12 protein-coding genes are annotated in these 12506 nt (G+C 32.8%); 1 reads left to right on the top strand and 11 read right to left on the bottom strand.

What is annotated here, in order from left to right:
* Positions 1–14: 14 nt before the first annotated feature.
* The 6 genes from AAHF52_RS07020 to AAHF52_RS06995 form a co-directional block, all read right to left on the bottom strand.
* On the bottom strand, positions 15–398 hold the full coding sequence (locus AAHF52_RS07020; protein ID WP_012481752.1) for a transposase: 384 nt from the start codon (positions 396–398) through the stop codon (positions 15–17).
* A 142-nt stretch (positions 399–540) separates the two neighbouring features.
* The gene (holA, locus tag AAHF52_RS07015) at positions 541–1560 is read right to left on the bottom strand and encodes a DNA polymerase III subunit delta (RefSeq protein ID WP_007302689.1); all 1020 of its coding nucleotides are present in this window, start codon (positions 1558–1560) and stop codon (positions 541–543) included.
* Positions 1561–1565: 5 nt separating this feature from the next.
* On the bottom strand, positions 1566–1748 hold the full coding sequence (locus tag AAHF52_RS07010; protein WP_007302688.1) for a hypothetical protein: 183 nt from the start codon (positions 1746–1748) through the stop codon (positions 1566–1568).
* A 114-nt stretch (positions 1749–1862) separates the two neighbouring features.
* Positions 1863–2672: a metal ABC transporter permease gene (locus AAHF52_RS07005; RefSeq protein WP_052264732.1), complete on the bottom strand. Its 810-nt coding sequence runs from the start codon at positions 2670–2672 to the stop codon at positions 1863–1865.
* On the bottom strand, positions 2666–3013 hold the full coding sequence (locus tag AAHF52_RS07000; protein WP_007302686.1) for an Mth938-like domain-containing protein: 348 nt from the start codon (positions 3011–3013) through the stop codon (positions 2666–2668). Before AAHF52_RS07000 ends, AAHF52_RS07005 begins: the two co-directional genes overlap by 7 nt.
* A gap of 3 nt (positions 3014–3016) precedes the next feature.
* Complete coding sequence (locus AAHF52_RS06995; protein WP_007302685.1) at positions 3017–3883, bottom strand: 4-(cytidine 5'-diphospho)-2-C-methyl-D-erythritol kinase; 867 nt, start codon at positions 3881–3883, stop codon at positions 3017–3019.
* A gap of 74 nt (positions 3884–3957) precedes the next feature.
* Between AAHF52_RS06995 and AAHF52_RS06990 the strand changes: the two genes are divergently transcribed.
* A complete protein-coding gene (locus tag AAHF52_RS06990) occupies positions 3958–7227 on the top strand; it encodes a UvrD-helicase domain-containing protein (protein ID WP_342068409.1) in 3270 nt (1089 codons plus the stop codon).
* A gap of 59 nt (positions 7228–7286) precedes the next feature.
* Here AAHF52_RS06990 and AAHF52_RS06985 read toward each other — a convergent pair whose 3' ends face one another.
* The 5 genes from AAHF52_RS06985 to AAHF52_RS06965 all read right to left on the bottom strand — a co-directional run bounded on the left by AAHF52_RS06985 (position 7287) and on the right by AAHF52_RS06965 (position 12480).
* Positions 7287–7688 carry a cytochrome c-type biogenesis protein CcmH gene (locus AAHF52_RS06985; protein ID WP_012481753.1) on the bottom strand — a complete coding sequence of 134 codons (402 nt, stop codon included), beginning with the start codon at positions 7686–7688 and terminating at the stop codon, positions 7287–7289.
* The gene (locus AAHF52_RS06980; protein WP_007302682.1) at positions 7672–8685 is read right to left on the bottom strand and encodes a hypothetical protein; all 1014 of its coding nucleotides are present in this window, start codon (positions 8683–8685) and stop codon (positions 7672–7674) included. Before AAHF52_RS06980 ends, AAHF52_RS06985 begins: the two co-directional genes overlap by 17 nt.
* Before the next feature lie 7 nt (positions 8686–8692).
* Positions 8693–9040 carry a ferredoxin family 2Fe-2S iron-sulfur cluster binding protein gene (locus AAHF52_RS06975; RefSeq protein WP_007302681.1) on the bottom strand — a complete coding sequence of 116 codons (348 nt, stop codon included), beginning with the start codon at positions 9038–9040 and terminating at the stop codon, positions 8693–8695.
* A 237-nt stretch (positions 9041–9277) separates the two neighbouring features.
* Positions 9278–11038 (bottom strand): DnaJ domain-containing protein, encoded by a 1761-nt coding sequence (locus AAHF52_RS06970; protein ID WP_319606772.1) that lies wholly within the window; start codon positions 11036–11038, stop codon positions 9278–9280.
* Positions 11039–11181: 143 nt separating this feature from the next.
* A complete protein-coding gene (locus AAHF52_RS06965) occupies positions 11182–12480 on the bottom strand; it encodes a Na+/H+ antiporter NhaC family protein (RefSeq protein WP_007302679.1) in 1299 nt (432 codons plus the stop codon).
* Between the last annotated feature and the right edge of the window lie 26 nt (positions 12481–12506).

The following is a 12506-nucleotide window of genomic DNA, read 5'->3' as shown; positions in this document are numbered from 1 at the left end:
TGTGACCAGGGGTATTATCTGATACTTGTACTATCTATGGCAATTTCAATACCTTCCGTATCATTTTTGTTAACTCTACAGTCACTGATCTTAATATTGAGTTTTCTAAACCTCCTTGAAGCTTGTGAATAGCTGATAATCTGCAAATTTTTTCCTATTTGCTGCAAATACCCTTCTATAAACCCTACCGTTTGTCTTAAGCCAATTCTAAAGAGATTAGCGACTATATGCACTAAAATCACAACTTTATCGCTATAAATATAGTTGCCACCAGCCATTTTTGGACCTTTTTCGTACCAATTCTCAATTGCTTCATTAATAAAATGAAAAATATTTCCCCTCTCTTGGAGAAATTTGTTATATTCATGGCAGTTACTGACTCTCATTTTTTGTGACATATTTTTCTTTCGTAGGTTAAATGCTTGTCTTATAGTGAATTTTGTCAGTAACTGCTAGCTCTTTTTACTTGAGTGATGCAACAAAGCCATCCCAGTGTCAGCTACTTTCATGACAACATTTAGTTGTTTTTTCTCGTCTACCTTATTTTACTACTCTGCTGAACGAATAACACCAATAGTTAATCTCATGCTGAAAGATCATTTTATGGTCCAAGTCAGTTCTTTTACAAGTCACTTCCAAGCTCATCAAATTTTCTAAGATCTTCTTAAGTTCTGAAAGTTGCAAACTTTTCAAATGAGATTTAAAACTCTGCAATTGTTTGAAGAACAATGGAGGACTCAGCTGGTCAATTGCAGCTTGTTCATTCATTCCATTTTGTATTAACAGCAAAACGCTTTCTAGCCGTAGAAAATAATTTGATATAATACGGATTAATGCTATCGGTGAAAAATTCTCTTGTAATATCAATACATCGGAAATTTTGATGAATTGTCCCATGTCTTTACTCACTATTGCAGAGCACAGATTATCAAGTGTAACATAATCATTGCCGGAGGTTGAAAAGCATAGATCTATATCAGCAAGTTTAAGATCTTTTCTTTTTCCTAGATATAAAACTAATTTTTCAAGCTCTGAATATATAGGCAGTTTGCTATGATTAAAATAAGACTGCAAGTGGTAGATTATCTCACTTGTGCACTCTATATCATTTTGTTTCAAGTAACTTGATATAATATCACAAAGATTACTACCGCTGTCCTTATAGCAGGTAATGACACCGAAAATTTTTGAGCTTTCCATATAACTTTTAGTTGTAGAACTATATGGAAGATCATTTGCTATCATTACTATATAATGATCGCCTATATTATGATCCAATATGTTTCTTAACTCTTTAGATATACTTCCACTGACATTTATCAGCTTAACTAACCTTTTTTTAGTAAACATCGAAATGTTTGCCAACTCGGAAAATAACAAGCCAGGCGACTTATTCACTACTGCAAAATCCATCACCTGAACTGAATACTCATTCAAGTTGGCAATTATTTCCTGTACAAAAATATCGACCTTACTATTGTCACTCCCATGAATTAATACACCACTTAAAGTATCGGGTTTCTCAAGGAATTTTTTAACTTTAGATGGCGTGATTCTCATGCCATCTATATTATATTATCACTATTTGGTGGTACATCATTTGATTGCACATCAGTTTCCAACAATTCTGAGCTTTCTTGATTTGCTGTATTCTGCATATCATCAGACACTTCTTTCTTTCCCGTAACATAATTATAAAAATTTTTTATAGGCTGTCCTATATATCTAGAAAAAAATCCTTCGGCCATATCTTTCACTCCACAAATTAACAATTAGCACATAAAAACAACGTAGCAAAAACTACTTTACGCTCAGATAGTTACACTCATTTGTTAATGAATTATGAACTTCCGAGACCAAAATTAAGTCAATCTACTTAACACCAATCTTATAAAATAAGCAATGATTAAATACACAGCTGCGATAAGTATAATTGCAGGTCCAGTTAATAAGTCAAAACTTGCAGATAATATCAAACCTGATACTCCAGAAATCACAGAAAAAACTGTTGCAACAATAATCATTTGCATTGGAGTTTTTGAAATGAGTCTTGCTGATGCAGCAGGTATTAACAAAAATGCAGCAATGAGTAATATTCCTATTAATTGAGCAGAAATTGCAATAAAGATAGCGAGTATAATCAAAAATTCTAGCCTAACAAAATTAACATTTACTTTCTCAACTGTTGCCAAATCTTGATTAATCGAAATCATCAGCCAATAGCGCCATCTAAATATTAATATCAAAGTAACTATTACGGAGGTTAGAAAAATTGATATTATATTACTTTGGTCAATCATTAATATGTCACCAAAAAGTGAGCTAATAATACTATTATTACCTGATGGAAGAAAAGACATAAGTATTAAACTCGATGATAAAACTACATTGGTAACTATGTTCAATATCGTATCAGCAGAGTATAATTTATTAAAATTAAGAGAAAGTAGTATAGCAAACATAATTGCAATGAGCATTATACTTACCGATGGGCTGATATTAAAGATCAAAGCAAGTGCAATACCAAGCAATGAAGAATGGGACAAACTATCACCCAAATACGATAACCTTTGCCATATCATAAATGACCCTAGAGCTCCTGTGACTAGGCTAATCATAATTACCGCAATTAGACTGTTTATAAAAAAACTCTGTGTAAATATCTCTAACATGCTATCAGATAACTGACAACAAATCTATCTTCAGATATTAAAACGTTATGGGTTCTGCATGCAGAACCCGTCGTCATAAATTCAAAATTTAAATTCTTTTGCTCCATAAGATAAGACTTCATTGAACAATCGCGTATCTTACCAGTACCTATTATCAAAATCTCTATTTCCTCTGTTAAAAAAGATTTAAAATACTCCTTGTTATTTATATCACTTTCTTTCAATTCAATCACCTTTTCAGGAAAAATTATAATTGAGCCATGATATTCTTGATTATTTACCCAAAATCTTTCTTCCCTGTAACCATCTATAAGATTTTTCTTCTTGGAAATTAAGGGCATAAATCAAACCATTAATTCCGTGTCGCACACCCACCATTCTGGATATTCCTTTTTGATATTTGCCGCTGCAGCTTTTGCACTTTCTTCACTATCAAACATTCCAAAACACCCTACACCACTACCTGACATACGAGAAAGTATAGAGCCTTCTTGTGACTCTAGTGTTGATATTACATTCTGAATTTCAGGTACAAGACTTATTGCTGCTTCTTGCAGGTCATTTTTTGTCTCTTTAAGAAGCTCTAACAAATTCTCCTCAGTGTTATCACTCCACTTAATTGGCTGAGAGAAATCCTCTTTATACTTGGAAAATACTTCTGATGTATTCAAAAACTTTTTTTTCGGTTTCACAAGTACCAGACTTGTGGGTAAAGAGCATTGTTTAATGGGGCATAATTCCTCACCAACACCTCTGACAAAAACTGGCTTACTATCTATACTTGCAGGTACATCAGCACCAACGCTTAAAGCTATATCATTTAAAAATTGCCTATCAATGTTCCAAAGCTCTCCCAGCATGCGTATCACAGCTCCAGCATCTGAGGAACCACTACCAAATCCCGCAGCAATTGGTACATTTTTTACAACCTTCACAGTGACTTTAGTGCGTACAGGAGCATGCCTAAGCAGTAGACTCACTGCTCTCGTTATAGTATTATATCGATAATTTATTCTAAACTCAGAATTTACAAATTCAACTGTAGAGTTATCATATCTAAAGTTTTTTTCTCCTACTTTTATCTCTAAAAAATTAGAAAGTTTAGCAAAGACAACCAAACTTTCAATTAAATGATACCCTCTTTCTTCTCTATTTATAATATGTAAAAAAAGATTGATCTTTGCAGGAGCCTTTACACAAAAACTTTCCATCTGTATATCTTCACTAACACTATCTTATTTACTATACTTGAAATGCCACTTCAGTCAAACTTTATACACTCCTAATGAGATCAAATGCCATAAATCCTAACTTCTCTGTATGGGTAAGTGCATCAGCTGGTACAGGTAAAACAAAGATCTTAATAGACAGAGTATTAAGACTTCTATTAGAGAATAAGAGAAATATTCTCTGCTTAACATTCACCAATGCTGCAGCAAATGAAATGGAGGATCGCATTTACAGTACACTTAGTAAGTGGGCAATATATCCAGAGGGTATATTGGTCGCAGATTTAGAACAATTAGCCCAGTGTGTAACCAGAGAAAATAAAGATTATTTAACAAGAGCAAGAAGGCTTTTTTCTGAACTGGAAAATCTTGGTCTTAATATTCAAACTATACACGCCTTTTGTTACAAATTAATCTCCAGCTTTCCTACAGAAGCTGGTATCGCTCCAAATTGTACGTTGAGCGAATGTAAAGAATTGCATTCCATCATATTTGAAAAAACGCTTCATAATGAAACTGTGCAGGACGATATAAATATCATTGCAGCTGAATTTGATGAAAACAAGCTGAGTGATTTGCTCTATACCTTATGTATAAAGAGATCAGCTCTAGAAAATAATTTAGGGTATATCAAAGATAAACTAAGTGCCCCAGATAAGATTCACGATTTACAGAGTGAAACGATTGAGCAGATAAAAAGATTAGCTAAAATATTAAGTGAGGGCAGCAAAAGAGATCAGAGTTACAGTGCGATACTTTATGATTGGTGTAATAGCAGAAAATCGTCCGTACCAAATGTTGTCATCCAAGTAGCTGACACTGGGATCCAGAAAAAAAGAAATATGGATCCCAGTGTCAGCTACTTGGATGACAACAAGATAGAGAACTTAGCTAAAGTATTTCTCAAATCAGAATCGTACGAAAAAAAGAGCATATCATCCATTATAACAAAGGGTGCTTTGGAAAAATTTGAAGACGTAGAGCAAATGATAGAAAGCATTCAAAATGCATTGTTTACCCATGTAAAGGACATAAATTCTTATCAAATATTCGCAAGAACCAGTAGTTTACTTAGTATATTTAAAGTATATGTTGATCTATATAATAGTGAAAAATCAAAGAATGCACTGCTTGATTATGATGATATCATCAATTTAGCAACAAATCTCCTTAGCAATCCAGGCTATAAAGATTGGATATTGTTTAATCTAGATCAAAAAATAGACCACATTCTTGTTGATGAGGCGCAAGACAATAGTATCAGTCAATGGAAAATTATAACAAATCTCTGCAATGAATTTTTTACCGGTGGTGACGAAAAGAGAACTTTATTCGTTGTTGGGGATGTAAAACAATCCATTTACAGATTTCAAGGAGCAAATCCCCATCTATTTAATTACATGCAGCAATATTTTCACACGAAAACCGGTGGCAGAGATTGGGTATCATGTCAACTTGAAAAGTCATTTCGCTCAACTCCAGAAGTTTTGATGCTTGTAGACAGAATATTTAACAATTTTCGTGAAGAAATATCTTTCAATGATAACAAGATAAAACATATTCCATATAGAGAAAACGATCAAGGATACATTGAAATTTGGCCGTTACTGCCAGGATATGAAGAGGAAGAGCAGCAAGCCTTACAAATTCATTTAACACAGAGGAAAGATTATGTAGTAAAGGATCGATTACTTGCTCAGGCAATAGCCCAAAGAATTCACAATTGGTTAAACGAAGGGCGGATTTTAGTCGCCAAAGATCGTCATATAGAACCAAGGGATATTATGATTTTGGTACGGCAGCGAAATGTGTTAGTTGATTACATAATAAGTGAACTAAAAAAAGTAAATGTACCAGTTATAGGCCGAGATTATTTTAGAATTATGGATTACATAGCTGTGCAGGACTTAATAGCTTTAGCTGAATTTTTGCTCCTCCAGGCAAATGATCTTGCTCTTGCAAATGTTTTAAAATCACCGCTATTTAACTTCACTGAGGATGATTTATTCAATATTGCATACGATCGTAAAGAACAGTCGTTGTGGGAAAAACTTCAAGATTATCAGGAGATTATCTCTAATGAATTAAACTATCTAATTAATTTATCTCAGACAAAATCCCCCCTTACACTATTCACTCATATATTGCGCACAGGCAGGAAGAAATTTGCTGCAAGGCTAGGTCTTGAGTGCTTCGAGATTCTAGACGAATTTATGAACCTCGTATTGCAATTTGAGCACCCATCTCTTCAAGCATTTGTTCAGTGGATCAAAGAAAATAATCCTGAGATTAAAAACGATATGCAATCAAAACTCAATGCTGTACGAATAATGACAATTCATAAATCAAAAGGTCTACAAGCTCCAATAGTGTTTTTAGTTGACACAAATACGGTACCAAGAAACAGCGAAAATATTTTGTTTGATGCAACGGAAGCACCATTTTGGTGTGGCAAAAATAGTAATGCTTATTGTAATCAAGTAAAAAGAGAGAAAAAACTAGAGGATTATAACGAATATTTGCGTTTGCTGTACGTGGCACTTACGCGTGCTGAAGATGAGTTATACATTTTAGGCAAAGAGCCAGTGCAAAAGGGCTCTTGGTATGATCTAGTTATTCAATATGGAGCATTATATGAGAGGAAAAAACTATACTTACAGCCGATATTTAAAGAAAAAGTTGAAGTGCTATGCATGAATGCAAACTACCCTTCTATTTATAAAAAACGTGATTATTTTGATGTTCCAGTGATTTCACCTCCATCAAACCTATCAATGTCATTGCAGCACGTAACGCTGGAACCTGGAGAAAAAAAGCCAGTGTCAAGCACTGGGATAACAGATGAGAATGCTGGAATGACAAAAAGGAGCATTGGGACGACAGACAGCTATGCAAGAGGCTTAATAATTCACAGTATATTGCAATATATGCCCAAGATAGAGAAAGACAGGAGAAAAAATTGGGTTAGGAAATATCTTGATAGCATAAACACTAGTGAAGATAAGGATGAAATTTACAGCAAAATATTAACCTTTAATGAAAAATATGATTACCTGTTCGACTTGGAGGGCAAATCAGAAATTCCACTTAGTGGAACAATTGACGGAAAACCAGTATTAGTGCGGCTAGACAGACTGTGCATAACAGAAGACAAAGCAATCATAATTGACTATAAATCACACCATAACGTTTCTATTTCCTCATCAAATGAAATAAAAAAGCAAATGTTGATCTATAAAACCTTAGTGCAAGAAGTCTACCCAGATAAGCAGGTAGAGTGCGTGGTTATTTGGATGGAAGATTTAACCTTACAATCTTTGATCTAAACTCAAATGTTCGTATAGTAGCTACTTGCATTTGTTGTAAACTCACTTTTACTCTATAGTTATCTTTTTACTACTTTATCTATTTTCTGAACTGATTTTCGTACTAGAAAACATCCAATAAGAAGAATTATAAAAGGAGTAAACCATAAAATGTAGGTACTAGATTTTACAGGTGGTACAATGATAATTGAATCTCCATAAGAATTTTTTAACTCTGAAACTATTTGCTCGTTAGTATATCCATCACTGATCTTCTTGCGAATTGTCTTACGCACACCATATGCAACTTGAGACTCAGATTCGGATAATAATTCACCAGAGCATACTGGACACTTTATTACTGCAAATAAGCTACTTGCTCGCTCTTCCATGCTTTCGTCTCTTAGTTTATCATCCAAAGTAAAAGCATTTATGCTTAAATGGAATATCAATGTAAAAAGTAAGCTAATTACTATTCTCATTCTTGGTGAATTGAGTGATAAAATCAGTAGTGGATAATTTTCCAATAAAGCCTGAACCTACATTATTGTCGTACTTTATTGAAAATTGAATGTCGTTATTAGTGATTTTTTCTGATAAGGAAGATATTGATTTTTCCAATTTATCTGCAGTCTTTGAATCATTAGTCACAAACGAAATTAATTCTTTATAATTTGATATGGCTACATTGATTTTATCTTCAAATGAAGATGTAACTAAATTGTAATTACTTACTCCACCATTCGCAGCAATAGAAAAGTTATTACTCTCAATCAAAAATTTTTCTATGTTGAAATTAATCTTAGAAGCTGAAATATGGTTTACAAATTCATAATCTAATTTAGCGTCGACACTAAGGTAATTTTCAGGACTTGCAGTATGTTTATAACGGTAAGTATAAAAATCAAATTCTAGTTTAGTATTTTCATTCAGTTCTTTATCAAAGTGAAATTGAATGTAATTACTTTTATCATTCACTTCAGTTATAACACTTTGCTGATTTTCTAAAACATCACATTTTAATCCATAATCTTCGTAACGAAATGTATCTATATAGTCTATTACAGTGCTATTTCTGTTGAATTTTAATGAAGATAGTAAATCATTTAGTTTAACAACAAAGTGGCTACTCACGTGTGTGTGACACTTTATATTCTTTTTCTCATCACTACGGACAGCAATGTTTACTTTATTGCTTGGTATATAGATATATACTGACTTATCAAATAATCTGTTTTTTATCATTAAAGCTTCAGATGAAACAGTTAATTGCTCATTAGAAAATTTTGGATTCGTTACACGAAAAACTAGGTTAAAAGGAAACCCCTTAAAATCATGTGAAATATCAACTTTTTCGTCATTAATGTAATCAGTTAAAAGACTTTTTACCTTAAATGCAGAAAAATACCAAAAACCACTATAAGCTAGAGGAATAAACAAAGGTAAGGAGATAAGAATATAGATAAAAATTTTACGCATTATCCTCTTATTTATCTAATGATATATTTCTTGTACCTCTGGGCACGGTTACGCACAAACCGTCAATATCTTTTGTGATTTTTATTTGGCATCCAAGCCTCGATGTCTCTGTTAAACCGAAAGCTAGGTCCAGCATATCATTTTCCTCATCAGATATAGGGTTATGTGTTTCTACAACATCATAAAATTTTGAATCAACAATCACATGGCATGTAGAACAAGCAAGAGAGCCTTCACATGCACCTTCAAGCAGATCTGGATCACTTCTGTGGGCTAAATTAAGCAGAGTTTCTCCTTCTGCAGCTTCATAGCTTTTCTTACTTCCATCAGGTAAAATAAAAGTAACGGATGGCATACTATTAAAATCTCTATTAACTTTTCTATATTCTACAAATAATAACTATTATTTGCAAACTCTTTGAAATTCCATCGCCTATCTCTTGTAATCTGTATTCCTATCAAGAAAGTAAGATAGATACCACCAGCATCTCACAGAGTTGCAAGTATAGAATTTTCTTAGTTTTAGATTTTACTAAATATATTACTGAATTAACATTATTAAACTTGATCTGCCATTTCTTCTGATCTTAAGTTATAATTTTACTAATGCCATTTGATTAATTGCAACTTCAGCATTGCTATCTTTCAATAAATTTGCAGGACTATTACAATGGTATGTGATTGCAGCAACAACAAGACAACAAACTCCAATTCCTATCCCTAACGCTAACATTCCTGAGTAGACTGCAATAGCTACTTCTAAAGCAACTCCTACTACTGCTAACGTAGAAGCAACTATGATAGAAGTATTACGACACTTAATACGAAGCTCATTTAGTTTATCTAATGCAGGAGTACCATCTTTATATTTTAGCTCTCTTAGTACATCTTTATTTTCACATTTGTTAAACAACTTCCAAGCATAACTTAACCTTGACGCTTGACCATAAAACCCCTTCTCAACATATTCAACCAAGAGATCAAACGGAGTTTCACCTTGGTCATTGTTAACATCAAATCTCGCACCTGCACTCACAAGTGATTCAACTTTGCGAAGCATTGACGTATAGGGCTGTAAGTTTCTTAAAGCATGATGTAGAGGTGTATTCCCATTTTCATCCTGAAAATTATATTTCTTTCTATGTAAAAAGCAATCAAAAATCTCTTTTTTCCAATTGTGTTTAACAATACCTTCTAAAATAGTACTTGAAATCTTTATGTTATTTTCAACTAGAAGATCTAGAGCTTTTTTATGCTTATATCTAACAATAGTATCTACTAGTTCATTCAACGCAGAAGTACCTTCTAGCTTCTTTAGCTCATCGGTTTTACAACCACTAAGCACCACCGAAAGATTATTTAATTTTTCTACTACTTTTTCCTTACGAGAGAAGTATGTAGCATAATTGACCAAGAGATCAAATGGAGTTTCATCTTTGCTATTTTTAACATCAAGCCTTGCACCTTTACTAAGAAGTGACTTGACAAAACCTTGGTATTTCGATTTACCCAAATCCAACCATTTTAATGTATGATGTAAAGCTGTATTTCCTTCTTTATCTCTATAGTTGATATCTAATTTATCTAAGTACTTATTAAAAAAATAATCCAAAAACTCTTCAGATTGGTATTCATAAGCATAGCTTAAGATTTCATTTCGTGATATTTCTATCCTTCCTTCAAAGAGCTTGAAAAATGCCACACGATCGTACATAATAGCAATTTGCACTAGAAATGTAATGTCACCAGCATCAATTGTAACTTTCTTTATTATATCATCACACTCTTCATACTTATTTGACTGGATATGTAACAACAATCCCAGAATAGTTCTTACATATTCGGATTCAGTTGGTTCTTCAGTCTCTTTAGCTTTGCCCATCTTGCCTATTTCTTTTAAACTCTTCTTTAGCCTTTCTATTTTCTCTTCGATTAATTTTTGACTTTTCGAACAATACATAATATATATTTCATTAAAAAATTTTTCTCTTTTCTCTTCTTGTTTAAGTTTACTCATCTCTTCCCGCAACAACTCCAGTTCATCACTACAATCCCCATACTCATACTTTCCTCTATCGTACTGGCTTTTTTTTGTTGGGTCAGATAACACTTTGCGTGCTACTGATATTTCCTTGAACTTTGTCAATTTCTCTTCAAGTTGAGCCCGTTGATCTTCTTCCGACTGTGATAGTAGCCTTCCGTCCTTCTTCTTTCCTTCTAGCCTATCTAGCTCTTTCACTTCCTCAAGCAATTTATCTGGATGAAGCTTCAATGCTAATTTGCGATATGCTTTTTTTATCTCACCATGAGTAGCATCTCTTTTTACTCCTAATATTTCATAATAATCAGGCATTTTTTTCTCCACTATTTTGATACATTTTTTATAACATTAGTAATACTATGTCTTTAAAAGAATTGGTACTATATAAGTATTTTAGCAAAGATTATAATATTTGTTAATTTATCAACAAATTGAGTGAAAATTTAAAGAGTTGTTTATGGTAATTGAGGAGCTACAACCGCATGACGTCTGCCATTAATCACTATTTCACTTATTGCAACTGCTGCAAAAACAAAACAATAATATACTTTTGTTAGTACGATGATAGGTGACAGAGAGGCAATGCTGCTTGCTAGTAATACGTGAGAACCATAAGGTAAGATACTTTTTGTGATAGAAGTAAATATTTCTAATAAATACGCACTACGGTGTGGTGCAATGTTATATCTTTGTGCAAGTCTTTTCGCAATATTACTAGTTAATAAAATAGCAACAACATTGCTGGAAACTAAAATAGTAAACAGAGATGATATTCCCGCAATCATAAATTCAGCTTGAGTTTTTGTCATATTCACCTTATCGGTGAATATATCTATCTTTTTCTGACTGTATTCGTACATTAAGTGGCTTAATCCACTACTGAAGAGAATAAATATCATTACTTCATTCATCTTATAAAAACCCCTATATATGTCACGAGAATATTCAATAAGAGAATAATCAAAAAAAGCTATTCCTAATATCCCAGCAATAACCATATTAATAGCTAATGTTACTAGAGTGTTTATTTCAAATAAACCCATAATTATTAAAGATATATAAGGGATAATTTTGACTATGGATAAATAATTCAGACTTGAGATAGAAACAACTTCTGTACTATTTGAAATTATTACTAGATAAATAAGTATTATAAGACCTGTAACAGATCCTGTCTTGAAAGTGAGTTTTATTTTATCCTTTACTGAAGCTCCTTGTGAAGAAGTAGCAGCAATAGTAGTGTCAGATATCATTGAAAGGTTGCTGCCAAACATAGACCCACCTATCACAGCTCCAACACCCACTGCACAATCAAAAGCTCCATTTTGTGCTAAATTAACAGCTATTGGTGTTATAAGTGCAATAACTCCGATTGATGTGCCGATTGCACTTGAAATAAAAGTAGAAAGTAAAAACATTCCAGGAAGTAATAATCTTGCTGGAAGAAATCGAATAGTTAAGTTAGTAATAACATTTATACTACCAAGCGATTCAGTAACAGTAGAAAATGCTCCAGCAAATAGAAAAATCAAACATACGGTAAGAGTAGTTTTATTACCCATACCTTTTATAAGAGTATCAATACTATGTTGAATTTTGTTTTTATTGAATAGAACAGCAAAAAATAATGCTGGTAATAAGCAAACTAACGGTGAAATTTGATGAAGAGGATTACCAAGTCCGATAAAAGAAAAATAAATACCACTTCCAAGGTATAAGGCTAGAAAGATAATAAGAGGAAGAAATGAAAACACTTATCGTAGTTGAACAAACCAGAAAT

The sequence above is a fragment of the Wolbachia endosymbiont (group B) of Melanargia galathea genome (genome assembly GCF_964030625.1).
In the GTDB taxonomy this organism is placed as follows: Bacteria; Pseudomonadota; Alphaproteobacteria; order Rickettsiales; family Anaplasmataceae; genus Wolbachia.
This window is presented reverse-complemented; position numbering and strand designations above follow the sequence as displayed.

Coding starts and splice junctions, on each gene's coding strand:
- AAHF52_RS07020 (WP_012481752.1), bottom strand. CDS start 398: ATGTCACAAAAAATGAGAGTCAGTAACTGCCATGAATATAACAAATTT.
- holA (WP_007302689.1), bottom strand. CDS start 1,560: ATGAGAATCACGCCATCTAAAGTTAAAAAATTCCTTGAGAAACCCGAT.
- AAHF52_RS07010 (WP_007302688.1), bottom strand. CDS start 1,748: ATGGCCGAAGGATTTTTTTCTAGATATATAGGACAGCCTATAAAAAAT.
- AAHF52_RS07005 (WP_052264732.1), bottom strand. CDS start 2,672: ATGTTAGAGATATTTACACAGAGTTTTTTTATAAACAGTCTAATTGCG.
- AAHF52_RS07000 (WP_007302686.1), bottom strand. CDS start 3,013: ATGCCCTTAATTTCCAAGAAGAAAAATCTTATAGATGGTTACAGGGAA.
- AAHF52_RS06995 (WP_007302685.1), bottom strand. CDS start 3,883: ATGGAAAGTTTTTGTGTAAAGGCTCCTGCAAAGATCAATCTTTTTTTA.
- AAHF52_RS06990 (WP_342068409.1), top strand. CDS start 3,958: ATGAGATCAAATGCCATAAATCCTAACTTCTCTGTATGGGTAAGTGCA.
- AAHF52_RS06985 (WP_012481753.1), bottom strand. CDS start 7,688: ATGAGAATAGTAATTAGCTTACTTTTTACATTGATATTCCATTTAAGC.
- AAHF52_RS06980 (WP_007302682.1), bottom strand. CDS start 8,685: ATGCGTAAAATTTTTATCTATATTCTTATCTCCTTACCTTTGTTTATT.
- AAHF52_RS06975 (WP_007302681.1), bottom strand. CDS start 9,040: ATGCCATCCGTTACTTTTATTTTACCTGATGGAAGTAAGAAAAGCTAT.
- AAHF52_RS06970 (WP_319606772.1), bottom strand. CDS start 11,038: ATGCCTGATTATTATGAAATATTAGGAGTAAAAAGAGATGCTACTCAT.